This window comes from Pseudoalteromonas sp. J2K-J031, assembly GCF_058197095.2.
Window position 1 is genome coordinate 3,494,909 of the sequence record NZ_CM200279.1, and the last position, 25,092, is coordinate 3,520,000.

At 41.5% G+C, this 25,092-nt stretch carries 21 protein-coding genes, 2 rRNA genes and 1 riboswitch (1 of these 24 running past the window's edge); of the genes, 14 read left to right on the forward strand and 9 right to left on the reverse strand.

Translation table 11 applies throughout. From position 1 onward, the window contains the following. Positions 1 to 49: 49 nt before the first annotated feature. On the reverse strand, positions 50 to 289 hold the full coding sequence (ilvM, locus tag AC3KZC_RS15960; protein ID WP_490579680.1) for an acetolactate synthase 2 small subunit: 240 nt from the start codon (positions 287 to 289) through the stop codon (positions 50 to 52). Beyond that, the gene (ilvG, locus tag AC3KZC_RS15965) at positions 286 to 1,935 is read right to left on the reverse strand and encodes an acetolactate synthase 2 catalytic subunit (protein WP_490579715.1); all 1,650 of its coding nucleotides are present in this window, start codon (positions 1,933 to 1,935) and stop codon (positions 286 to 288) included. The genes ilvM and ilvG overlap by 4 nt, the downstream gene beginning before the upstream one ends. Positions 1,936 to 2,476: 541 nt before the next feature. On the opposite strand from ilvG, the gene AC3KZC_RS15970 reads away from it, so the two are divergent. The 6 genes from AC3KZC_RS15970 (at position 2,477) to AC3KZC_RS15995 (ending at position 8,898) form a co-directional block, all read left to right on the forward strand. Then, entirely contained in the window at positions 2,477 to 3,097 is a 621-nt protein-coding gene (locus tag AC3KZC_RS15970) for a toast rack family protein (protein ID WP_490579679.1), read from the forward strand. 244 nt (positions 3,098 to 3,341) lie between these two features. After that, positions 3,342 to 3,536: riboswitch (Lysine riboswitch) on the forward strand. 121 nt (positions 3,537 to 3,657) lie between these two features. Beyond that, entirely contained in the window at positions 3,658 to 4,542 is an 885-nt protein-coding gene (gene dapA, locus AC3KZC_RS15975; protein WP_490579678.1) for a 4-hydroxy-tetrahydrodipicolinate synthase, read from the forward strand. Between the two features lie 11 nt (positions 4,543 to 4,553). Next, positions 4,554 to 5,294, forward strand: a complete 741-nt coding sequence (locus tag AC3KZC_RS15980; protein ID WP_490579677.1) for a 2,3,4,5-tetrahydropyridine-2,6-dicarboxylate N-succinyltransferase — start codon at positions 4,554 to 4,556, stop codon at positions 5,292 to 5,294. After that, positions 5,294 to 6,499, forward strand: coding sequence for a PLP-dependent decarboxylase (locus AC3KZC_RS15985; RefSeq protein WP_490579676.1), 1,206 nt, complete (start codon positions 5,294 to 5,296; stop codon positions 6,497 to 6,499). The genes AC3KZC_RS15980 and AC3KZC_RS15985 overlap by 1 nt, the downstream gene beginning before the upstream one ends. A 4-nt stretch (positions 6,500 to 6,503) precedes the next feature. Then, a complete protein-coding gene (locus tag AC3KZC_RS15990) occupies positions 6,504 to 7,616 on the forward strand; it encodes a succinylglutamate desuccinylase/aspartoacylase family protein (RefSeq protein ID WP_490579675.1) in 1,113 nt (370 codons plus the stop codon). Between the two features lie 259 nt (positions 7,617 to 7,875). Further along, positions 7,876 to 8,898 carry a phospholipase A gene (locus tag AC3KZC_RS15995; RefSeq protein ID WP_490579674.1) on the forward strand — a complete coding sequence of 341 codons (1,023 nt, stop codon included), beginning with the start codon at positions 7,876 to 7,878 and terminating at the stop codon, positions 8,896 to 8,898. 87 nt (positions 8,899 to 8,985) lie between these two features. Here the strand turns inward: AC3KZC_RS15995 and AC3KZC_RS16000 are convergent, their stop codons facing one another. Then, on the reverse strand, positions 8,986 to 9,894 hold the full coding sequence (locus AC3KZC_RS16000) for a bifunctional GNAT family N-acetyltransferase/hotdog fold thioesterase (RefSeq protein ID WP_490579673.1): 909 nt from the start codon (positions 9,892 to 9,894) through the stop codon (positions 8,986 to 8,988). A 157-nt stretch (positions 9,895 to 10,051) separates the two neighbouring features. Here AC3KZC_RS16000 and AC3KZC_RS16005 point away from each other — a divergent pair, with 157 nt between their 5' ends. Next, the gene (locus tag AC3KZC_RS16005) at positions 10,052 to 10,741 is read left to right on the forward strand and encodes a spermidine synthase (RefSeq protein ID WP_490579672.1); all 690 of its coding nucleotides are present in this window, start codon (positions 10,052 to 10,054) and stop codon (positions 10,739 to 10,741) included. On the opposite strand, the gene dtd is transcribed toward AC3KZC_RS16005, so the two are convergent. From dtd to AC3KZC_RS16020, 3 genes are read right to left on the reverse strand one after another with little or no spacing between them, the layout of a single operon-like run. Then, complete coding sequence (gene dtd / locus AC3KZC_RS16010; RefSeq protein WP_490579671.1) at positions 10,730 to 11,167, reverse strand: D-aminoacyl-tRNA deacylase; 438 nt, start codon at positions 11,165 to 11,167, stop codon at positions 10,730 to 10,732. The two genes, AC3KZC_RS16005 and dtd, sit on opposite strands and share 12 nt — an antisense overlap. A 3-nt stretch (positions 11,168 to 11,170) precedes the next feature. Continuing rightward, positions 11,171 to 12,136 (reverse strand): prolyl aminopeptidase, encoded by a 966-nt coding sequence (gene pip / locus AC3KZC_RS16015; RefSeq protein ID WP_490579670.1) that lies wholly within the window; start codon positions 12,134 to 12,136, stop codon positions 11,171 to 11,173. 17 nt (positions 12,137 to 12,153) lie between these two features. Next, positions 12,154 to 13,062 carry a virulence factor BrkB family protein gene (locus AC3KZC_RS16020; protein ID WP_490579669.1) on the reverse strand — a complete coding sequence of 303 codons (909 nt, stop codon included), beginning with the start codon at positions 13,060 to 13,062 and terminating at the stop codon, positions 12,154 to 12,156. A 112-nt stretch (positions 13,063 to 13,174) separates the two neighbouring features. Here AC3KZC_RS16020 and AC3KZC_RS16025 point away from each other — a divergent pair, with 112 nt between their 5' ends. Next, on the forward strand, positions 13,175 to 13,819 hold the full coding sequence (locus tag AC3KZC_RS16025; RefSeq protein ID WP_490579668.1) for a DUF2959 domain-containing protein: 645 nt from the start codon (positions 13,175 to 13,177) through the stop codon (positions 13,817 to 13,819). 76 nt (positions 13,820 to 13,895) lie between these two features. Here AC3KZC_RS16025 and typA read toward each other — a convergent pair whose 3' ends face one another. After that, positions 13,896 to 15,716: a translational GTPase TypA gene (gene typA, locus AC3KZC_RS16030; RefSeq protein WP_490579667.1), complete on the reverse strand. Its 1,821-nt coding sequence runs from the start codon at positions 15,714 to 15,716 to the stop codon at positions 13,896 to 13,898. Between the two features lie 524 nt (positions 15,717 to 16,240). Here typA and glnA point away from each other — a divergent pair. The 6 genes from glnA (at position 16,241) to AC3KZC_RS16060 (ending at position 22,474) form a co-directional block, all read left to right on the forward strand. Then, positions 16,241 to 17,647, forward strand: a complete 1,407-nt coding sequence (glnA, locus tag AC3KZC_RS16035; protein WP_490579666.1) for a glutamate--ammonia ligase — start codon at positions 16,241 to 16,243, stop codon at positions 17,645 to 17,647. A 127-nt stretch (positions 17,648 to 17,774) separates the two neighbouring features. After that, complete coding sequence (locus tag AC3KZC_RS16040) at positions 17,775 to 18,293, forward strand: DUF4124 domain-containing protein (protein ID WP_490579665.1); 519 nt, start codon at positions 17,775 to 17,777, stop codon at positions 18,291 to 18,293. A 120-nt stretch (positions 18,294 to 18,413) separates the two neighbouring features. Then, positions 18,414 to 19,490, forward strand: a complete 1,077-nt coding sequence (glnL, locus tag AC3KZC_RS16045; RefSeq protein ID WP_490579664.1) for a nitrogen regulation protein NR(II) — start codon at positions 18,414 to 18,416, stop codon at positions 19,488 to 19,490. Positions 19,491 to 19,515: 25 nt separating this feature from the next. Next, a complete protein-coding gene (gene glnG, locus AC3KZC_RS16050; RefSeq protein ID WP_490579663.1) occupies positions 19,516 to 20,910 on the forward strand; it encodes a nitrogen regulation protein NR(I) in 1,395 nt (464 codons plus the stop codon). A 34-nt stretch (positions 20,911 to 20,944) separates the two neighbouring features. Beyond that, positions 20,945 to 21,406 (forward strand): Crp/Fnr family transcriptional regulator, encoded by a 462-nt coding sequence (locus tag AC3KZC_RS16055; RefSeq protein WP_490579662.1) that lies wholly within the window; start codon positions 20,945 to 20,947, stop codon positions 21,404 to 21,406. A 90-nt stretch (positions 21,407 to 21,496) separates the two neighbouring features. Continuing rightward, positions 21,497 to 22,474 (forward strand): tetratricopeptide repeat protein, encoded by a 978-nt coding sequence (locus AC3KZC_RS16060; protein ID WP_490579661.1) that lies wholly within the window; start codon positions 21,497 to 21,499, stop codon positions 22,472 to 22,474. A gap of 300 nt (positions 22,475 to 22,774) precedes the next feature. Here the strand turns inward: AC3KZC_RS16060 and rrf are convergent. Both rrf and AC3KZC_RS16070 read right to left on the reverse strand, forming a co-directional pair. After that, positions 22,775 to 22,889, reverse strand: a 5S ribosomal RNA gene (gene rrf, locus AC3KZC_RS16065). Positions 22,890 to 23,071: 182 nt separating this feature from the next. Then, a 23S ribosomal RNA gene (locus tag AC3KZC_RS16070) occupies positions 23,072 to 25,092 on the reverse strand; it runs 866 nt beyond the window's last position.

Below are 25,092 nucleotides of genomic sequence, written 5' to 3' on the forward strand. Positions count from 1 at the left end.
TTTCCTATTTTTAATGCCGGTATTACCGATAAAAATGTTTAAAAAGCGGTTAGCTCGCTTGCTGTTTTAATTGCTGCTCTACAAAATTAACTTCAATCAACTTATTGAGTTGTTGGGTTAATAAATGAATAGGCCGATCGCTATCGACGGTAAAATTCACTAAATATTTTTCATCTTTTGCTTCTAACTGCATGTGAGTCAGTGAAAAACCACGATGGCGGGTAACACGTAAAAAACGCTCAACTGCTACGCTTTGGTTTTTTAATTCAACTTGTAAATAGTGTTTCATGCTTGCACCTCAGTCATCATTTGTTCGTTACTTGCACCTGGCGGCACCAGCGGCCAGACATTTTCTTTATCATCAATGCAAGCATGTAAAATATAAGGCCCGGTTGCTGATACGAGCTTTTCAAGCGCAGCATCCACTTCATTGGCATGAGTAATGGTTTGCCCTGGAATGCCAAATACCGCAGCAAGAGCAACAAAATCAGGATTATCCGATAAGTCTGTTTCACTATAACGACCATCAAAAAACAATTGTTGCCACTGACGCACCATACCGAGGCGTTGGTTATCTAAAATTAAAATCTTAACGGGTAAGTTATTGCGACGAATGGTGGCAAGTTCTTGGATATTCATCATGATTGAGCCATCACCTGATACCGTGATAACAAAATCATTCGGCCGAGCAACTTGTGCACCAATAGCAGCGGGTAAACCAAAGCCCATTGTGCCTGCACCACCACTGCTTAAATGATTGCTTGGATGGCGAAATCTCATGTGCTGCGCCACCCACATTTGGTGCTGGCCAACATCACAACATACCACGCCATTTTGTGGCATTAATTGGCTAAGCTGGTTAAGTAAATAAGGAGCATAGACTTTATCGCCTGGGTAATCATAGCGCCATGCATATTGCTGCTTCATGGCAGAACAATGATCTAACCAAGCAGCCGCTGTGACTGGCGCACTCAACTGCGGTAAAGAATCTTTTAAGTCAGCCACTAACGACGCCGCAACGGGTTTACGTTTGCCCACTTCGGCCGCATCGATATCTAAATGAATCACTTTTGCTTTGGCGGCAAATTTAGCTAAATTACCGGTTACTCGGTCGTCAAAACGCGCACCGATACATACTAATAAATCACATTCTTGGACGGCTAAATTGGCAGCTTGACCACCATGCATCCCGAGCATACCTAAATCATACTCATATTCAGGTAAAACTGACCCCAAAGCTTTTAACGTCGAAACAGCTGGCATTTGGGTTGAATTTAAAAACGCCATTAAATGTTGCTGCGCATCTGCTGCTTGTACGCCGCCGCCAACATACGCGACCGGACGCTTAGCATGCGCAAGCAACTGATTGGCTTTTAGCACTTCGTTATGCGAAACCTGTGGTTTGTAATCATCAGCAGCAAGCCAAGGATGAAATGGCACTTGCGCCAATTGAATATCTTTTGGAATATCAACAAGTACAGGGCCTGGGCGCCCTGACTGCGCAACGTGCATTGCTTCTTGTAAAATCTCAGCTAAATCTTCAGGACGCTCAACCAAATAACTATGTTTAGTGCAAGACAATGACATGCCTAATACGTCGATTTCTTGAAAGGCGTCAGAGCCAATTGCTGCTGTCGGAACTTGTCCAGTAATGGCAAGTAACGGCACTGAGTCCATCATGGCATCAGCAAGCGACGTGATTAAGTTGGTTGCACCGGGGCCTGAAGTTGCAAAACACACCCCTAACTTCCCTGTGCTTCTGGCAAAACCTACAGCAGCAAAACCAGCACCTTGCTCATGACGAGTTAAATAATGCTTAATCGGCGCGCCATACAAAGCGTCATAAATTGGCATAATGGCACCACCTGGATAGCCAAACACCTCGTTTACGCCATGTTTAGCAAGTAATTCTATTAGTAATTGCGCGCCTGTCATTTTCAATTCAACCCTTAGTTTTACAATTTTTTCAAACACCTAGAAACAAAAAACCCCCCGGACTTTTCAGCTCGGGGGGTTCGTGATTAAGCAATTTTACTTAGACACTAGCTCGCCCCCGCGGTGATAATAATCACCACGTTAATAATAATTAGGACTAGAGAAAGTGTATTTGTGAGCATGTAATTGTTAACCATTAATTAGTGTAAAAAGGCAGATAGTTGGTCTGCGTTAATTTCTTTTTTATTAGTAACCTTTTAACCCTAACAAGTCAACAACAAAAACAATGCAAATAAAAACAGTTAGCAGGCAAAATATTGCCAATAAAAATACTTTAAAACCTTTATTTGGATTTTTTATTCGTAACGCCTGAAGATAATGAATGATTCAAACAATATAACAGAAATTATCCAATTGATTAATTTTATGTTACCAGTTAAATTGAATTCAATATACAAAAAATAAATTTAATTATTTTTAAACCTTTTTAATCATGGCTTGCGACTTACTGATAACATCATCACAGACATGGGTCCTTACTATGAAAAAATTAATTAGCTCACTTACCCTTATTACCGCATTGTTTAGCCAACAGGCTAGTGCCGATAGCGAAAAAAGAATTACAGAAACATTAACAATGACCAACCAACAAAGCTTGAGCATCAATTTTCCCGTTGGAAGTTTAGAAATTGAGGCAAGTGACAGTGATCAGCTCAAGATTGAAATAGAACTCAAACCTAAAAAGAATGGTTGGTTTTCATCCAATGTCGATTTATCAAGCATTACTTTAGATAAAAAAATCACCGATAATGAAATTAGCCTCGAAGTGAACAAAGACGACCTACAACAAGATTGGACTATCCACTTACCACGCACTGCTGCACTGGATGTTCAACTTGGCGTTGGCAGCATTGAAATCAATAACTTTGCCAACTCTGCCGACATTGAAGTCGGTGTTGGTTCAATTCGGATTGATACCACTCTCGATGACTTTAAGCGCATTCAACTGAGCTCTGGTGTCGGTGATACCCGTGTTAGCGGGTTAATTAACGAAGTAAAAGAACAACGACAGTTAGTAAGCTCAGAAACTGAATACCGCGGTGCAGGTCAACATAATTTAAACATAGAAGTCGGCGTGGGCGACATCCGGATCCGCCGCTAAAATGGCTATTTAAGCAATTAAAATGCTGCCAAAGTGCAGCATTTTTCATTTAAAACAAACCACTTCCACACCTGACAAACCCCGTTTTAGCGCCGCCTTTTTTACCTCAAAATATCGAAAAACCAATCTCGACGAAAAGAAAAGATCGTAATTCATCATTGACATATAGATGGCTAAAATGTTTCAATCCCTGCCGTGAACCCTATTCAATGATTAGTTGCTACGCTCTGTAGCGATTAGTTTTAGGGCTAGAAGAGGTGCGTTAATCAGGTAATAAACGAGAGGAGAACAAACTCCAATGACCGTTTATGAGGGGAGTTAACGCCGAGAATGCGCATTGTTTGTTTCAATGTTATTTCGGGCGTCTGGGTTGAATCCCAGCGACTGTCACCAATAACAGCTTAAGCTGTTGCAATTTTGGTGGAGAGCTTCTGGTCTTAGGAAAATAAGGCTATTTGCTTTATTTTTGTTAAGTCCATTCGCTCTTCGAATTTTATATGTTCGGTAGTGCTTTGGATTATTCTCCACTTTCCTACCGACATGATATGAGTTCGGTAGAGATGATCCAACAATTCGATTTATCTGAATATCCGTTATGGACGGCTTTAATTACGCCGTTTACACCACAAGACACAGTTGATTTTGACGCTTTGGCACAGTTAGTTGCTGAACAAGTGTCGGCTAATAATGGCATTTTATTACTTGGCAGTACCGGCGAAGGCTTAGCTCTAACCGAAGCCGAACAAAAAGACATTGTTACTTTTGTTTGCCAATTAGCACCTCAAGTTCCATTAATGGTCGCTGTGGGTGGTTTTAACTTAAAACAACAAGTGCAATGGCTTGAATTTTGTAATGATTTACCTATTCATGCTTATTTACTAGGATCACCACTTTACGCCAAGCCGGGCGTACAAGGCCAAACGCAGTGGTTTGATACCTTGCTAAGCCATTCAAAACACCCTTGCATGCTTTATAACGTACCAGGTCGCAGCGCGGTTGCAATCGCACCACAAGTACTTAAAAATTTAAGTCATCACAGCACCTTATGGGCGATGAAAGAAGCCAGCGGCGACATTGCCAAATTCGAAGCATTTCGCGTAGCGGCACCACAATTGGCGATTTACAGCGGTGATGATGCGCTAATGCCTTACTTTGCTCAAGCGGGTGCTAAAGGGTTGGTCTCTGTTGCTGCTAATGCATGGCCTACTCAAACGGCTGAGTTTGTTCGTCGCTCACTTGCGGGTACGTACCCTAATTTATTTGGCCAATGGTCAAGTGCTATCAATAGTTTATTTGAAGTAGCAAATCCAATCCCTGTTAAAGTGTTAATGCACAAACAAGGACGCATTCAGCTGCCAGATTTACGCCCACCGTTAACACATTTAGAACTCAATAATCATGCAGCGCTTGAAGCTGCTAATCACACAATTTTATCTTTTAATTAAACAGGCATTTTATGAACTGGTCAGAACTTATTCAACAATTGGAAGCGGGCACTGTGCGCGCAGCAACTCAAGATGAAAACGGTCAATGGCATGCAAATGTTGAAGTTAAAAAAGGCATTTTAGACGTCTTTAAAAATGGCACCAACATTGAATTCCCAGGTGGTTTTGTTGATAAACACAACTTAGCTGTACGTGGTTTTTCAGCTGAAGATGGCGTGCGTATGGTACCCGGTGGTAGCAGTGTACGCCCTGGCGCTTATGTGTCTAAAGGCACGATTATTATGCCTCCTTCTTATATCAATATTGGTGCTTATGTTGATTCTGGCACTATGGTTGATAGCCATGTTTTAGTGGGTTCATGTGCACAAGTGGGTAAAAATGTGCATTTAAGTGCAGCCGTTCAACTAGGCGGTGTACTTGAGCCTGTTGGCGCGAGCCCAGTCGTGATTGAAGACGATGCATTTATTGGCGCAGGGTGTGTGATTGTTGAAGGCGTAGTCGTTAAAAAAGGCGCAGTACTTGCGCCAGGCGTACGTTTATCGGCCACTATTCCTGTGTACGACTGTGTTAACGAGCGCCAACTTGAGCGCGGCGAACCAATCCCAGAATACGCCATTGTAGTGCCAGGTTCACGCCCTGCATCAAGTGCATGGGGTCGTAGCCAAGGTTTAAGTATGTCATGTGCCTTAATTGTGAAATACCGTGATGCACAATCAAACGCTTCATTAGCACTAGAAGAGGTATTACGTTAATGAGCTTTTTGAGCACATCAGTTCGCGGTCACATTAATGCACTGGTGCAAACGCAAGACCATCCTTTTTTTATCTATGATTTAGATCAGCTTGCTGCGCACTTAACTCCCTTAACCGCACAAAATGTGGTGAAGTTATGGTACGCAGTCAAGGCCAATCCTTTGTCGAGCGTGATTCAAACTTTAGATAAAGTCGGTTTTAATTTTGACGTAGCAAGCGCAGGCGAGCTAAATCAAGTATTAAAACAAGGAATTACCGCTGAACGTGTGCTCAATACTGGCCCTGCCAAAAGTAAGAAACAAATTAACCACTTTTTAGAGGCTGGCGTGCGTACCTTTGTTGCCGAAAGCCTTAATCAAGTGGCGTGGTTAAACCAAGCGGCGCAAAGCCATCAAGTGCAATTGCGTATTTTGCTACGCGTGCAACTTCGCTGGCCTGAAGGTGAAAAAAACCCATTAGGGGGCAATAGCCTAACGCCTTTTGGTTTAGGTACGCAGCAATGGCGACATTTAAATATTGCCGACTACACACACCTTAATTTTGTTGGTCTGCATATTTTTCAGTGGGGCAATATGCTCAGCACTGACAAGCTAGCCCAACTGTGGTCACAAATGATTGCACCATTACAAACGCTCGCCGAACAACTCGGTTTTGCACTAGAGATTTTAGATTTAGGTGGCGGCTTAGGTATTCCTTACACCACTGAGCAAGATGCGCTCAATTGGCCTCTGTTGCTTGATGCGTTAAGCAATATTAAGTTCGAATCAGGCGTGAATGAACTTTGGATGGAACTAGGCCGTTATGCTGTAGGTGAATGCGGCCATTATGTAAATCCTGTAGTGGAACAAAAAGAAAACTTTGGGTATCACCAGCTAATTACCGCTGGCGGAATTAATCACATTTTACGCCCTGCGGTGACTAATCAGGCGTTTCCAGCCCAGTTACTACGCCAATCTGATGCGCCAGTTCGTGAGTTTTTAATTCATGGCCCGCTTTGTACGGCTCTCGATAGTTTAGGCACACATCAGCTGCCCGCCGATCTCAACGAAAATGACCATGTCGTTTTTAGCCAAGTAGGTGCATACGGCTTTACCGAAAGCATGCCTTATTTTTTATGTCATGAATTAGCGGCTGAGTACGTAATAGAAAACAACCAAGTTCGCTGTGTCCGCGGTAGCGAAACTGCTGATTATTATTTGAGATAAAGTAATGAATTCAATCAGCCAAGAAAACATTTTAGTTGGTGAAATTGCAAATGGTTTACCGTTAACCATTCCGGTTTATCGCTTAAAAGGTGATGGCACAGGTCCACATGTGTATCTTCAAGCCAATATGCATGGTGCAGAGGTGCAAGGTAACGCGGTTATTTATCAGCTACTTGAGCAATTAAAACAGCTTAACTTAAAAGCAGATTTCACACTTGTCCCTTATGCAAATCCGATTGGTTGTAATCAAAAATCAGGGGAATTTACCCTAGGTCGCTTCGATCCAATTACGGGCACGAATTGGAATCGCATGTATTTAGATGCCACCGCCATCGTTCCTGAGTTTGTGCGCAACCACTTAACAAGTGATGCAAACACCATTAAAGATGCGTTTCGCGAGCAATTAATTACTTATATTGACAAAAAGCTCAATGGACCGGCTTATCAGCTCACTACTGGTCAACGCATTGCATATAACCTGCAACGCCTTGCTCATCAGGCTGATATTGTTTTGGATTTACATACCGGCCCCATTTCAAGTAAGCACTTATATTGCCCAACCTATGCCAAAAACAGCGCCCGCTTTTTTAATATTGAGCATGTATTATTAATTGATAATGGCTTTGGTGGCGCATTGGATGAAGCCAGTTTTTGTCCGTGGTGGGATTTGAGTAATGCACTCAAAGCACAAGGTGTATCATTTGATATCGCTGTCGATGCCTTTACGGTGGAGCTTGGCTCACAAGAAAAAATAGATTTAACCGCCGCTAAATATGATGCGCAAAGTATTTTAAGTTACTTAACCCATAAAGAAGCGTTTCACAATTCACATCATCAACCCGCAAAAATGACCCGTTATAGCTGTCATCTAGATGATTATATTGCCTATTATTCGCCACTTGGCGGCATGGTTGAATACCTAGCACCGTTAGGTGGACACATTAAAGCAGGCACTCCAATCGCCAATATTTTGCGCATGGAGCGCTACTTAAGTGAAACGCCTTTGCAGCAACTGACATTTGATAAAGACGCAATTGCTATTTTGCACTTTGCATCAGCCAGCGTTAACCAAGGCACAGAGCTATATAAATTTTTTACTAATTACAGTGAGCTATAGAGTAAACCATCTTTAAACCGAACTCTAATTGCGTGAGAGTCGCCATGTATTCCCGTGGCATATTCAGATAGCGGCAGTTTTGCCGCCATCTTTTTCAAGCAATTAACCCATTGCGTGAGAGTCCAAATTGGACAAGCTCGGGCGGCTGCAAAGCCGCCTTTTTCTTTCATATGGTAACAAAAAATAACCTTAATTATTTCCCCGATGAGGGAGAGCCAAGATATACTGAGTACTTAATAAGCTAATTTATAGGCAAACTATGCGTTATTTGATCAGCTTGGTTGCGTTGATTTCGTTTTTTCCTCAAGCATCCGAAAGTGAACCGGTTTCAAATCCTGAAATTGAATTAGTAAAACAGTGTGTATTAGGAGAGCTATTATCGGGTGATGATGAGCGCACCATAGGCCAAATTAAGCAAAACTGCGCCAAGCCAGATAACAATACTAAGATTAGTCAGCTTGATCAACGCATGGCTCGTGAACACTACAGCCAAGATAACCGCAATGTGATCACCCCCCATAAGCGTAATTATTTACTACCAATTACCTACATGAGAGACCCTAATTCGTCCTCATTTGATCACCACAATCAACAGACTTCAGATGGTACTGTCGAGCCATTAGATAATTTTGAATCTAAATACCAGCTATCAATCAAGGTTCCTCTCTTTAATCATTTTTCAGACAAAGATCAGGCGGTCTATTTAGGGTTTACACTAGAATCGTATTGGCAAGTTTTTAATAAAGAAATCTCATCCCCTTTTCGTGAAACAAATTACCAACCTGAAATTTTTTGGGTTAATTTTTTAGATCCTGAACATGTACTATGGGGCGATGAAATGGCGCTTATTTTGGGGTTTGAGCATCAATCAAATGGCCGAAGCCAGCCTAATTCTCGCTCTTGGAATCGCATTTATGCTGACTTTATTTGGGAAAATAGAGGTTTTGTTTTTAGCTTAAAACCTTGGTATCGCATCCCTGAGAATCGCAAATCTAGCCCTTTAAACCCAAAAGGTGATGATAACCCAGATATCTACAAGTACTTGGGCTACTTTGAATTCTCAGGCGCATATCGTTACCAAGAACATGAATTTAGCTTTATGAGCCGCAATAATTTTAACGCGCAAAACCGAGGTGCTATCCAACTCGATTGGTCCTTTCCACTTTGGGGGCGGCTACGTGGCTATACTCAATATTTTAATGGTTATGGCGAAAGCTTAATTGACTATAATGCCCATGTTCAACGATTTGGTATTGGTATTTTACTCAGTGATCTTCTTTGATTATGTTCATCACTACAATTAAAAGACAAAAACGCCAATAATTTTACTTATTGGCGTTTTTATTATCTAAACCGAATGCGTGTTACTTCAAACTGATGTCTTTAATGGCAAAACCACAAATTGGCCAGTAAACTCAGCCACTTTCACATCGTTATCATAGACATTAACTGGCACGTGATACACCGCTTTTTCGCCCTGCTGAAGCACTTCAAGCTCTCCCACACAATCAGCTAATACGACACTGGCACGTGGCGAAGATTTTAAGGGTTTTAGGTATTTAATATTAGCATCAGCTAAAACAATATCGCCCTCAAGCTGTAATTCTTTTAATGTTAAATACGTTGCGCCCCATCCCGTTAAAGTAGCAAGGCTATAGATTGAACCCGCAAACATCGAACCATGCACATTAATATTGGCATCAAAATCAGCTTGTGTTGAAAACAGCCAATCGGTGTAGGTTTCAACCTTAATCCCCATCGCATCACTAATCGGAATGGCTTCGCGCCATGTATTTTGTAACACTTGCGTCCAATCTGGGTGTAAAAACCAACCAGGCTCAGACGGGCGATTTTTGACCATTTTAAAATGCTGAATATCACCATAAGCAAGATGGGCTTTTTCTACGACGGTATAACCATGGCGCTGATAAAAAGGTAAGGCACGCTCTCGAGCGAATAATACCAACTCTTGTGCAGACTGGGTCCAAGCTATCATTTCTAATTCATGCAATAAACGACTACCAATGTGCTGATTACGCGCATGCTCAGCTACCGCCATATAACGTACTTGTGCTTGATTGTGGTTATTAAAATGCAACCGAGCGACACCTAATACCTCACCTTCACGATTTCGAATAAAGCGATGCTCTGAGTCTTGCTCCAAATCATCTTGCTCAGAGCCGCGAGGTTGTTGCCAAGGTGCGCGTAAAACCTGCCAGCGTAATTGATAATAATCCTGCCAATCTTGACTGCTTTGTGGGGTCGTAACTTGAAACATGCCAGCTCCTATCGTTATTATTCGCAATCACTCTGACAGCGCAGAGCAAAAATTCACTCCACAATACAACAAAAAACTAACAGTTAAAATAGCCCTCTGATTTGAACTGTGCATAAAACGTGACACACGTAAAATGCTCTACTATCCTGATTAAACTATGAAATATGTGCAAGCCGGTAAAGGCATTATTCACCCATACTTCATTGCCCACTGTACTGAGATAGGTCAACTGATCCATTGGCAAAAGCAATTTGGCCAAAGCATACAAGTAAGGCAATATCAACAACTTAGATGGTTATTGATCAATGAAGTACTGCAATCTGTCATCGAAATCGATGAACCGGATCATTTGTTATTTCCGCATTTACAAGTGCTTGCGAATATTTGGCGTACTATTGATATACCAGGCTCGGTGTTGGAGATTGGGCTTGGCGCAGGGGCAATTCGTAATTACTTACAATTTCATTACCCAAAAACTGAACTCATAACAGCAGAAAAAAACCCTGAAATAATCCATTGCTACAAAAAATACTTTGGTGGTGAAGCCTCGATAAATTTACATTGCCAAGATGCATTACTTGAAATAAAAACAGCACGTACTTTCGATTGGATAATCATTGATATTTTTAGCCAGCTTGAAGCGCCCGTATTTTTATTTCAAAAACAGTTTTACGATGATTTGAGTCATATTTTGGCAGCGAACGGCCATTTGTTTATTAACTTTTTGAGTCAAAGTGACTCGCAACTCATTCAGCTCAAGCGCCTGTTAAAAGCTACGTTTACCAAAGAAGTAAGAATAGAAAAAATCCCAGGCTATACCAACCACATTTTGTGGCTACACCTCTAAGCGAAACGTAACTGGACCATCATTTACTAAATGTACTTTCATATCAGCACCAAACTCACCTGTTGCAACGTCAATACCCTTAGCTTTCGCTTGAGCAACAAAATAATGATACAAATTTTTTGCAGCTGCAGGCTCTGCAGCTGATGAAAAGCTTGGTCGCATCCCTTTTTTTGTATCGGCAGCCAATGTAAATTGCGATACAACTAAAAGCTGACCTTGAATATCTGAAACGCTTAAATTCATTTTTCCTTGGTCATCATTAAAAATGCGATAGCCACAAATTTTATGCAGTAATTTGTCAGCTACTTGCTCATTATCGAGCTTTTCAACTCCTAACAACACTAAAATGCCCTGCTCAATTTGCCCAATGACTTTATTTTCAACTACAACTTTAGCTTCTGATACTCGTTGAATAATGGCTTGCACTGTTTACCTTGTTATTTTGAAATAGTTTGATTTAACTTTGCAATATAATCGATCTGCAGCATTGCGCATAGCCTCGGCATAACACTGATTTTCAGAGCAGTGCCCTACCTCATTTAAAATATCTAATCGAGTATTTAGAGCTTGTGCCAATTGATACACCCCAGCGAGGGGAGCGACAAAATCATGCCGGCCATGAATGAAATGAATGGGTAAATGTCGAATTGCACCAACATGGTTCAATATAAAATTTTCACTTATAAAACAATTATTTATAAAATAATAAGTTTCTAATGTCGCTATATTAAGTGCTTTTTGCGTATCGCAGATAAAATATTGGTTATGATGTGAAGGATGTAAGCCTGATAAAACCAACTCCCATTCACACCATGCTTTTGCTGCTCTTATTTTTTTTAGCTCACTGCCACTGGTTACATCAGTAAAATAGGATTGCATTAACGCTTCATAATCAAGTTTATTAGGATTAAACCTCTGATAAAAATCAGGAAACAACACTGCACTACCTTGCTGACCATAAAGCCACCGCATGTCTTGCTTTCGAGCTAAAAAAGTCCCTCTTAATAATAACCCCAATACTTTTTCAGGTGCTTTGATGGCGTACAACAATGCTAAAGTCGCGCCCCAAGAAGAGCCTGTGAGCAACCAAGCTTTGATACCTAGCGTTTTACGAATAACGTCCATATCACTTAGCAGATAATCTGTGTTATTAGATTCTGTACTCAATTGTGGTGTCGACAAACCACACCCTCGCTGGCTAAATAAGATAATACGGTACTTATCAGGGTCGAAATAACGACACTCTAACGCATTAGCACCTGTACCAGGCCCACCGTGACAAACTAGAACAGGAACGCCGAGCGGATTACCGTACTCTTCGACATGAATTTGATGACCCTGACCAACTGGCACATGGTAACTTTTAGCATCTGTAATTTCATAAAGTATGCTCATAAATATTGCACATGCTCCTAAGTAATGCTTGCAGAAGCTGAACCTTTCGATATCTCCGACTCAGGCTCTACTACTGTCGCGTGTAAAGAATGTTGAATACACACTGTCACTTCTGCGCCAAGCAATACTACTATCCATGATAAATAAACCCATACAAACAAAATAGGCACTGTAGCAAGCGCACCATAAATCACTTCATAAGATGGAAACTCACTGACATAAGTTGCAAACCCCTGCTTGCTTACTTCAAATAAAACAGCAGCAAAAATCGCTCCAGGTAATGCAGCGCGAAAAGGCACCTCTGTATTTGGCACAACCGTATAGAGCAAAGTAAATGTTAGTATGGAAATTAAATATGGGATCAGTGCCAATATGAATCCACTCAAACCCGGGATCCCTTGATCTGCGATGCTAGCGAGTGAAATAATGTACGACGTTACCCCCAAACTTGCACCCAGTAAAACAGGTCCCAAAGTTAGCACCATCCAGTAAATAGCAAATGAAATCATTGGATTGCGTTTTTTTTCAATTCGCCAGATCCGATTTAGTGTGCCATCTACATTACGGATCAAAAACAGCGCTACAACAACCAAAAAGCCGATCCCTATTGTTGTCATCTTACTGGCATTACCTGCAAAGGCACCGATATGTTCGCGAATAACCTCACTCGAGGTTGGCACAAAATTAGTAAAAATAAAATTCTCTATCCCCACTCTAAATGACTCAAAAACAGGAAAAGCCGAGAAAATTGCAACGGCCACCGCCATTAACGGCACAAGTGAAAGCAAGGTAACGTAGGCTAAATAACCCGCATTAACGGTAATTGCATCTTCTTGACAGCGCCTCACATACAACTGCAACCATGCGTATAATTTAAGTAATATACCCTGCGCCTTTAGCCAATAATCTGATAATTTCCCATGCATATTCGTATATTCTGTTATGATTTAACCTGTTACTCATAAGATATCATGCAAAGGAACAAATAACAGGGCTATGTCTAAAACATCTCTGTTTGCAGCATAAAAAGGTCTATTAATGAAAAAGTTACTTCTAACTACCTCGCTTGTCATGCTATTGAGCGGCTGCCAGTCAGCTTATTACTCAGCAATGGAAAAAGTGGGTGTGCATAAACGCGAGATCCTCATCGACCGAGTCGAAGAAGCCAAAGAGTCTCAACAAGTATCGCAACAAGAGTTTCAATCTGCCCTAGAACGCTTAAGCTTGCTGATTAATTTAGATGGCGGCGAGTTACAAACTGTTTATAACCAACTCAATGATGATTATGAATCAAGCCAAAAAGCAGCTGATGACGTTTCAAATCGTATTGATAAAGTAGAAGATGTCGCCAATGCGCTTTTTTCAGAATGGAACGATGAATTAGCGCAATACCAAAACCCCTCATTGAAGCGAGAAAGTGAAAAAAAGCTCAATGCAACCAAGCGCCAATTTGATAAGTTGCTCAAGTCTATGCGCACATCAGAGAAAAAAATGGGCCCTGTACTTGCCGCGTTAAAAGACAATGTATTGTATCTAAAACACAACCTTAACGCACAAGCTGTCAGCGCCATTAAAGGCGAGTTCAATAATTTAAAACGTGATATTCAATCCTTAATGACGGACATGAATAAATCAATTGCCAACTCAAATCAATTTATTGAACAAATGAATAAAAGCACTTAAGTAAACAGAGCTGCCATTTAGTTTAAGCAATAAAAAACCCGCTAATCAGCGGGTTTTTTATTACTTGAAACAAGTATTATTTTGGTGCACGGCCAGCACGTTTACGTTCGTTTTCTGTTAAGAAACGTTTACGAATACGAATGTTTAACGGCGTAACTTCAACTAGCTCGTCATCATCGATGAACTCAAGCGCTTGCTCAAGTGAGTAGTTTAAGTGTGGCGATAATGTTTGCGCTTCATCAGTACCAGAAGCACGAACGTTTGTTAACTGCTTACCTTTAAGCGCATTTACAGTTAAATCGTTATCGCGGCTATGAATACCGATAACCATACCTTCATATACTTCAACACCGTGACCGATAAATAAACGACCGCGCTCTTGAAGGTTGAATAATGCATTTGTTAACGCTTTACCCGTTGCATTTGCAATCATTACACCGTTCTTACGAACGCCGATCTCACCACCTTTGTGTGGACCGTAATGATCGAATGTATGGTATAACAAACCAGAACCAGACGTTAACGTCATGAAATCTGTTTGGAAACCAATTAAGCCACGGCTTGGAATAACGAAGTCCATACGCATACGGCCTTTGCCATCTGGAGACATGTCACGTAATTCACCTTTACGAAGACCCAATTGCTCCATGATAGAACCTTGGTGCTCTTCTTGACAGTCAATTGTTACTACTTCGAATGGTTCTTGTAACTGACCATCAACAGTACGTAAGATTACTTGCGGACGAGAAACCGCTAGCTCATAACCTTCTCGGCGCATGTTTTCAATTAAGATACCTAAGTGTAATTCACCACGGCCTGATACGCGGAAGCTATCTGGGCTGTCAGTTTCTTCAACACGTAATGCAACGTTGTGTACTAATTCTTTTTGTAAACGCTCAAGAATGTTACGTGAAGTAACGAACTTACCTTCTTTACCACAGAAAGGAGAGTTATTTACTGAGAACGTCATTGTTACTGTTGGCTCATCAACACTTAGTGCTGGTAAAGCTTCAACTGTGTTTGGATCACAAATCGTATCGGAGATTTTTAACTCGCCTAAACCTGTGATAGCAACGATATTACCTGCAAAAGCCTGCTCAGTTTCAAAACGCTCAAGACCTAAATAAGACTGAACGATACCGATACGACCATTGCGTGTTTTACCATCAGCACCAACAATAGTAACTTGTTGATTTGGTTTAACTGAACCACGCTTGATGCGACCAACACCAATTACACCTACATATGAGTTGTAATCAAGTTGAGAGATCTGCATTTGGAATGCGCCTTGCGGATCTGCAGCAGGAGGAGCTACTTCATCAACGATCATTTGGAACATTGGTTCCATGTTGTCTGAAGGTACGTCTAAATCTAGTGTTGCCCAACCGTTGATAGCAGAAGCATAGATTACTTTAAAATCTAACTGATCATCAGTAGCGCCTAAGTTATCGAATAAATCAAAGATTTGGTCCATAACCCAATCCGGACGTGCACCTGGTTTGTCGATTTTGTTGATTACAACGATAGGCTTTAAGCCTTGCGCAAAAGCTTTTTGCGTCACAAAGCGAGTTTGTGGCATTGGGCCTTCTTGTGCATCAACTAATAGTAATACTGAGTCAGCCATCGAAAGTACACGCTCAACTTCACCACCGAAATCGGCGTGTCCAGGAGTATCTACTATATTGATATGGTAACCATTCCAAGCGATTGCAGTATTTTTTGCAAGAATGGTGATGCCACGCTCTTTCTCAATATCGTTAGAGTCCATTACACGCTCTTCGTTACCGCCACGTGTTGCTAATGTGCCTGACTGCCCTAGCAGTTTATCAACCAAGGTTGTTTTACCGTGGTCAACGTGCGCGATAATCGCGATATTTCTTAACTTTTCGATGCTCATATACTTACTCAGTAGAATTAATCCGGCTGATCCTAGTAGATCTACGCCCCCAATCTCGCAAATAATAAAAGTTGCGAAAAATCAGCATAGCGTTTAAAAAAATGGTCGCATATTATCCCTTAATAATGGCAGGGATGAAAGTTTATCCAATATATATTTTTAATATTTATGTAAAAAAGAGCACTCAACAGAAGTTTTGTTACACAATTAGTGATGAATAACATTTAGTTAGTCTAATAATCTAATTTAAAACTATTTTTTTATTGCCACTAAAATGTCATGTCATCGTGGGAGATTCTATTAAAATTTATTTTTTAAACTATACTGCGAAGGGCCATCTTTATGCACCAAAACTGTGCATTACGAGATCTTTATGGTGCAAACTTAGTGCATAGACTGAGCTGAATTTAAATTAAACCATTTAAAATCAACACCATAAAAACATGGCACGCATTAAGCTTATAGTAAAGAAAATTGCAATTGCAAAATAATACTTAAAAAACAACACACAGCTTGGAGGACACATGTCTCATTCAGTTTTACAGTTTATTAAAGATAACGACGTTAAATTTATTGATTTACGTTTTACCGATACTAAAGGTAAAGAACAACACGTTTCAATTCCACATCACCAAGTTGACGAAGATTTCTTTGAAGACGGTAAAATGTTTGATGGTTCATCAATTGCTGGCTGGAAAGGCATCAATGAATCAGACATGGTATTAATGCCAGATGCAAGCTCTGTAAAATTAGACCCATTCACAGAAGAAGTGACTTTAATTGTACGTTGTGACGTAGTAGAGCCAGGTACATTAATTGGTTATACACGCGATCCACGCTCTGTTGCAAAACGCGCTGAAGAATACATGCGTTCAACAGGTATCGCAGACACAGTATTGTTTGGTCCAGAGCCAGAGTTTTTCGTATTTGATGACGTTAAATACAAAACTGACATGTCAGGTTCAATGTTCAAAATTGATTCTAAGCAAGCAGCTTGGAATTCAGACAAAGAATATGAAGGTGGTAACACAGGTCACCGTCCTGGCGTAAAAGGCGGTTATTTCCCAGTTGCTCCAGTAGATGATTTCCAAGATTGGCGTTCAGCTACATGTTTAGTATTAGAAGAAATGGGTCATGTTGTTGAAGCGCATCACCACGAAGTAGCAACTGCAGGCCAAAATGAGATCGCGACTCGTTTTAACACTATGGTAGTGAAAGCTGACGAAATCCAAGAAATGAAATATGTTATCCACAACATGGCTCATTTATATGGCAAAACAGTTACATTCATGCCAAAACCAATCGTTGGTGATAACGGTTCAGGTATGCACTGCCACCAATCATTAGCAAAAGATGGCGTTAACCTATTTGCTGGTGATAAATATGCAGGTCTTTCTGAAGAAGCGATTTATTACATTGGCGGTATCATTAAACATGCTAAAGCAATCAATGCATTCGCAAATCCAGCTACTAACTCGTACAAACGTTTAGTGCCGCATTTCGAAGCGCCAGTAATGCTTGCTTACTCAGCACGTAACCGCTCTGCTTCAATCCGTATCCCAGTTGTACCATCAGCAAAAGGTCGTCGTATCGAAGTACGCTTCCCAGACCCAGCAGCTAACCCATATTTAGCATTCTCTGCAATGTTAATGGCTGGTCTTGACGGTATCAAAAACAAGATCCACCCTGGCGATGCAATGGACAAAGATTTGTACGATTTACCAGCAGAAGAAGCAGCTGAAATCCCACAAGTTGCAGGTTCACTACAAGAAGCTTTAGAGTGTCTAAGTGCTGATCGTGAATTCTTAACACAAGGTGGCGTATTCACTGATGATTTAATTGATGCGTATATCGATTTAAAAATGAAAGAAGTACAAAAGCTAAATACATCAACTCACCCAGTTGAGTTTGAAATGTACTACAGCTGCTAATCAAGATTGTTTCAATGTGTGTTCCAAAGCCTGCTTTGCAGGCTTTTTTTATAGCCAAAAATAATTAGTTAATATACAGTTAATGGTTATAAAATAATAAATATAGATATTTACAAGGATTTTTATCGTGGGGACGCACTTTATACTGCTTGCAGTATGCCTATCTTTATTTTCACTGCCCAGCATTGCCTCACAGAAAAAAATCTATGTTTGGCGTGATGCCAAAGGCGTTCTCGTTTTTTCTGACACCCCACAAAAAAATGCCGAAGAACTTAATCTCAATGTGAACAGTATTGATATGCAAGCGGTTGATACCAGTATTTTATACGAAGAAACAAGCACAACACCTGAAACAGCAAAATTTGAAATTGAAATTACCGAACCGCAACATCAATCAACTATTCGCGAAAATTCAGGCTCTGTCTATGTCAGCGGACGCGTCTCACCACGATTTGAAAACGGCCAGACCATTCAACTTTTTCTCGATGGTGTTGCTACACAAGAACCTCAATCATCATCTGTTTTTGCTTTGAGGGATGTTGACCGAGGAGAGCACACGCTACAAATGCGCTTGATTGATAAAGACGGTAAAGAAATTAGCAAAAGTAAATCCATTATTATTTATCTGCACCGCAAAGGTCTTTAACAAATCTGACTACGTATTCACACTTTTTTTGCCACAAAAATAGCGTACTATCTTAACTTCAACGCCACTTTTTTATTCTTGAAATCACCAACTTCAGTGGCGCACTAAAATGGTGCAACAATGCGCGACAATACAACACTCACAAAACAAGCCTTATCACTTCTAAGTGAAAACTTAGCCACTGCGGTTATTTTACTTGATCGAAATCTGCAAGTAGTTTACGCCAACGACAGTGCCAGCGAGCTATTTGCATTAGGTCCAAAACGCTTTATTGACCAACAGTTTGAATCCCTTTTTAACTACCATACTATCGATATAAAGCGAATTATTAGCCATACACTAAATGAAGGTAGTGACTGCCACCAACACAGAGCTGACGCGGTTTTTCTTGATTCTCGACACGCAAAAATCACGCTTAGTTCGCGTCGGATCACCCTCGAACAACAGCCTCACATTTTATTGGAGTGCCGTGCGCTCGATGAAGAAATTAAACACGACAAAGCCTCTCATCAAATGCATCAATATATGGCTGCTCGTACCTTAATTCGCGGCCTAGCCCATGAAATAAAAAATCCTTTGGGTGGAATTCGTGGAGCGGCGCAATTATTGCAGTACGAAGTCGATCAACAAGAACGTGATGAATGCGCAACGTTAATTATTGAACAAGCCGATCGATTGACTGAACTCGTCGACCGCTTATTAGGTCCCAATCAGTTGCCGAAAAAGGCATGGTGCAATATTCACCAAACTTTGGAGTCTGTGGTGAAGCTCACCACCTTGAGTAACCAAAGCAATATCACACTGTTAAAAGATTACGATCCAAGTATTCCTGACATTTTTATTGATCAAGGAAAAATTCAACAAGTCGTGCTCAATATTGTACGAAATGCGCAACAAGCATTGATACAAGGTGGTGAAATTACTCTGCAAACGCGTATTCGTCACCACATGCGAGTGCATAATAAAGCAATGAAAAATGCCTTGTTGATCAAAGTGTCGGATAATGGCCCAGGTATAGATAAATCACTACGTGACACCTTATTTTATCCCATGGTCACTAATAAAGAGGGCGGTTCAGGTTTAGGCCTTGCAATCGCTCAAACTTTAATTGACCAGCATGATGGGTATATTGAGTGTGAAAGCTGGCCTGGACACACCGAATTTAATATTTATTTGCCATTTACGAGTACAAAATAATGCTCGTTTCGTTATGGAGTAATACATGAAAACAGTTTGGCTGGTTGACGATGATGCATCGATACGCTTTGTACTAGAAAAAGCACTCAGTCGCGCAGGTTTTCAAACCGAGAGTTTTGCCTCAGCAGAATCTGTACTGAGCGCGTTAGAATATAACCAACCTATGGTGCTTATATCGGATGTACGCATGCCCGGCATGGATGGCATGACTTTATTAGAAGGCATTTGTAAAACCTACCCAGAGCTGCCTGTGATTATCATGACAGCACATTCTGATTTGGACTCAGCAGTACAGGCTTTTCAAAAAGGGGCGTTTGAATACCTCGCAAAACCGTTTGATTTAAACGAAGCAGTAAATTTAGTAGAAAGCGCATGTCGTGCCAATACAAAAACCAAAACAAAAGCGAAACCGGCACAACCAGAGCAAAAGACGCAAGATATCATTGGCGAAGCCCCTGCAATGCAAGAGGTTTTTCGGGCGATAGGGAAACTATCGGCTTCAAGTATGAGCGTATTGATTAACGGAGAATCAGGCACAGGTAAAGAACTCGTTGCCGGCGCGCTTCACAATCACAGCCCACGTAAAGAAAAAGAGTTTATTGCCCTCAATATGGCTGCTATTCCAAAAGAGTTAGTTGAATCCGAACTCTTCGGTCATGAAAAAGGCGCATTTACCGGTGCAGACAGCGTTCGTAAAGGTCGATTTGAACAAGCCAACGGTGGCACTTTATTTTTGGATGAAATAGGTGATATGCCACTGGATGTCCAGACTCGTCTATTAAGAGTGCTCGCTGATGGTGAGTTTTATCGCGTTGGTGGTCATCAAAGTATCAAAGTTGATGTTCGCATCATTGCTGCAACTCATCAAAATCTTGAAGAGTTGGTCAACGCTGGCAAATTTCGAGACGACCTATTTCACCGTTTAAACGTTGTACGCTTAAAACTTCCAGCCCTGCGCGAGCGCACTGAAGACATTGAAAAACTAGCCAATTATTTTTTAACCAAAAGTGCAAAAGAACTTAAAGTTGAAAGCAAAATACTTGCGCCCGATGCGACCAAAAAACTTAAAGCCTTTCATTGGCCAGGTAACGTTCGCCAACTTGAAAATACCTGTCGCTGGATCACCGTAATGGCACCTGGACGAGTCGTCACCGAGGCTGACTTACCTAGTGAAGTATTTGTTAGCGCAAGCAAAACCACTGTATCGAGTGATTGGTTAGAACAATTTCAGGTTTGGTTCGACAACGAGCTTAAGCAAGGCCGAGAAAACATTTGGCCCGATATCCAAGCGGAAATTGAAATCCGACTGATTAATACTGCACTTAACCACTGTCATGGCCACAAGCAAGATGCTGCGGTTAAAATTGGCTGGGGGCGCAATACTTTGACCAGAAAGTTGAAAGAACGGAATTTAAACTGATAAGCTAGTATTTTAATTTGAGCTAGTGACTGACATGAAACTTATCGAAAATACGCCCTTAATCAAACGTATGGCGATCATTAATCGGCTCTCTTTTTTTAAAAGTTTTAGTTTAGATGAACGCCAAGTGTTACTTGAATCATTCTCAGCGCTGTTACTAGTCAAGCAAGATCGCTTTGTTTTCCAACAATTTGATAACGACAAAACTCTTTATTTAGTCTTAAGTGGCGCACTTATGATGTTTCGGCATAATGATAAGGTTGAATTAGGAAGAGTGGAGCCGGGAGAGTTTATTGGCGAAGGAAGTTTTATTAGTCAGCGTCAACGCAGTATTAATGCTAGAGCGTGTGAAGATACTATTTTACTAGCAATTTCATCCAACGCACTCTCTCGCCTACCAAGTAACATGAAGGACAAATTAAAAGATCAAATTATTCTAGGAATGAGCCAACGTATAGAACAGCTGAGTAGATTGCTTGAGACCAAGCAGAGTTAGCACTTATCACCATCAAGCCCTCTAATAGGTAATTCTTATTTTTTGTAAAGCCTGTTATGCTAAGAAAAAATGAATACTGGATGTATCACTATGAAAATTAGACTCATTTCTCTGAGCGTATGTATGATGCTCACTTTACCTTTGAGTGCCAGCGAGCCTATATCCAGCCAAGTAATCAAACCCTATCGATATGATCATTTAAATGTCTTAAATACAGAACAATTAGTAGCCGTTAGCGCAATTGAAGAGGCCATCGCTAAAGAGAGTTTTCAGCAAGCCCAATTGCTCAGTGATCAATTACTAAGAAAAAACCCTACACTTGCTACAGCACACTATTTAAAAGCTAAAACGAGTGCCTCTGAAGCGACAAATGCTGTTTTATTTTCTTATTCGCTAGCACAACAAGCATTAACCCATTTTTTACAGGCTGAAAAGCTCGATCCTAACAATGCAAAATTTAAATTTGCACTAATGAGCTTCTACTTAAATACGCCGGTCTTTTTTGGTGGTGATTCTGAAAAAGCCATCAGTATGATTGATCCAATTACAGAACTGAGCATACATTACGGATTTTTAGCAAGGCTAGCTTACTACTCTGAACTTAAAGGGAAAGATGAATTTGAGCAGCTAATTAACGAAGCAAAAACATCTCATCAAAACGACTTACCGTTACAGTTACTACTTAGCTTAGCGCTATGGCAAAATCAGTACATGGATTTAGCTGAACAGCACCTTATCTTTATTACATCACTCAAAGCTATTACCCAACAAGATCATGAGGCACAACTACAATCTCATTACTATTTAGGTAAAATCTCGCTTAAAAACTCAAACAAACACCAACAAGGCATCAGCGCACTAAACTATTTTATTCAAAATTATGTCGGTAAAACTGAAAACAATTACCTACACTGGTCACACTACTATTTGGCTCAAATCTATTTAGAAACTGAAGAAAGAGATAACGCTAAATATCATTTAAATTGGCTCTTAAAAAATCCTTATGACGCCAAACTGACTAAGCTGGCAATAAAAAAACTAAAACAATTAAATCAAGGGCAATACTAAGGCCTGTATTTTAATTGAGGTTAATTCTTTTAGGTAAAAACTATCAAACTATATTTCGCTTCATAAAATCCATTCTTAAGCAGTATTAGATTAATTTTTAAGTGAGTCGAATCAATAAGACTCTGATTTATCGGTGGCTTTCTTTTTATATGTTTATCGCCCACCTAATAACAATGTTTCATCTGCTTTTTTAAATAAAAACATACAATGTAATTTAAAAATGTAACTTAACTCTGATAATTTAAAACGCACATAGCAAAAAACCCGCTGCATTGCTGCAACGGGTTTCTCTTATTAGGAGCCTGGCGATGTCCTACTCTCACATGGGTAACCCCACACTACCATCGGCGCTGTTTCGTTTCACTACTGAGTTCGGAATGGGATCAGGTGGGTCCAAAACGCTATTGTCACCAAGCAAAATTTTGTCTGGAACAAAATTTAACGCACTTTAGTGCGGCCCGTTAGGGTCAACGCCATGGAAGGTGTTGATAAATTCAGAACCATAAATTCGGAAGGCTGATATTCAATTCGTCTACTTTAGTTCTATCTAACTTCTTGCTATTCATCAGTGCTTCATACAAACCACTTTGGCGTTGTATGGTTAAGCCTCACGGGTAATTAGTATTGGTTAGCTTAACGCCTCACAGCGCTTCCACACCCAACCTATCAACGTTGTAGTCTCCAACGGCCCTTCAGAGAGCTTATAGCTCTAGTGAGAACTCATCTCGAGGCTCGCTTCGCGCTTAGATGCTTTCAGCGCTTATCGATTCCGAACGTAGCTACCGGGCAGTGCCATTGGCATGACAACCCGAACACCAGCGGTTCGTTCACTCCGGTCCTCTCGTACTAGGAGCAACCCCTCTCAATTCTCAAACGCCCACGGCAGATAGGGACCGAACTGTCTCACGACGTTCTAAACCCAGCTCGCGTACCACTTTAAATGGCGAACAGCCATACCCTTGGGACCGACTTCAGCCCCAGGATGTGATGAGCCGACATCGAGGTGCCAAACACCGCCGTCGATATGAACTCTTGGGCGGTATCAGCCTGTTATCCCCGGAGTACCTTTTATCCGTTGAGCGATGGCCCTTCCATTCAGAACCACCGGATCACTATGACCTACTTTCGTACCTGCTCGACTTGTCCGTCTCGCAGTTAAGCTTGCTTCTACCATTACACTAACCGTACGATGTCCGACCGTACTTAGCAAACCTTCGTGCTCCTCCGTTACTCTTTAGGAGGAGACCGCCCCAGTCAAACTACCCACCAGGCACTGTCCGCAATCCCGATTAGGGACCTACGTTAGAACATCAAAACTACAAGGGTGGTATTTCAAGGACGACTCCACAAGAACTAGCGTTCCTGCTTCTAAGTCTCCCACCTATCCTACACATGTAGGTTCAATGTTCAGTGCCAAGCTATAGTAAAGGTTCACGGGGTCTTTCCGTCTAGCCGCGGGTATACGGCATCTTCACCGCAAATTCAATTTCACTGAGTCTCGGGTGGAGACAGCGTGGCCATGATTACGCCATTCGTGCAGGTCGGAACTTACCCGACAAGGAATTTCGCTACCTTAGGACCGTTATAGTTACGGCCGCCGTTTACCGGGGCTTCGATCAAGAGCTTCGCGTTGCCGCTAACCCCATCAATTAACCTTCCGGCACCGGGCAGGCGTCACACCGTATACGTCATCTTGCGATTTTGCACAGTGCTGTGTTTTTAATAAACAGTTCCAGCCACCTGGTTACTGTGACTGCCAACAGCTCCGGGAGCAAGTCCCTTCACCGTCAGCAGCGTACCTTCTCCCGAAGTTACGGTACTATTTTGCCTAGTTCCTTCACCCGAGTTCTCTCAAGCGCCTTAGTATTCTCTACCTGACCACCTGTGTCGGTTTGGGGTACGATTCCACATGAACTGAAGCTTAGAGGATTTTCCTGGAAGTATGGCATCAACAACTTCACTACCGTAGTAGCTCGTCTCGTATCTCAGTCTTAAGGAAACCCGGATTTACCTAAGTCTCCAACCTACTTACTTTCACATGGACAACCAACGCCATGCCTGCCTAGCCTGCTCCGTCTCCCCATCGCATTCATGTCGAGTACGGGAATATTAACCCGTTTCCCATCGACTACGCGTTTCCGCCTCGCCTTAGGGGTCGACTCACCCTACCCTGATTAACATGGGATAGGAACCCTTGGTCTTCCGGCGTGGGAGTTTTTCACTCCCATTATCGTTACTTATGTCAGCATTCGCACTTCTGATACCTCCAGCAACCCTCTCGGATCACCTTCAACGGCTTACAGAACGCTCCCCTACCCCGCATACAAAGTACGCAGGCGCATCTTCGGTGGTATGTTTAGCCCCGTTACATCTTCCGCGCAGACCGACTCGACCAGTGAGCTATTACGCTTTCTTTAAAGGATGGCTGCTTCTAAGCCAACCTCCTGGCTGTCTGGGCCTTTCCACATCGTTTCCCACTTAACATACACTTTGGGACCTTAGATGGCGCTCTGGGTTGTTTCCCTCTTCACGACGGACGTTAGCACCCGCCGTGTGTCTCCCGGATAGTACTTTACGGTATTCGGAGTTTGCAAAGGGTTGGTAAGTCGGGATGACCC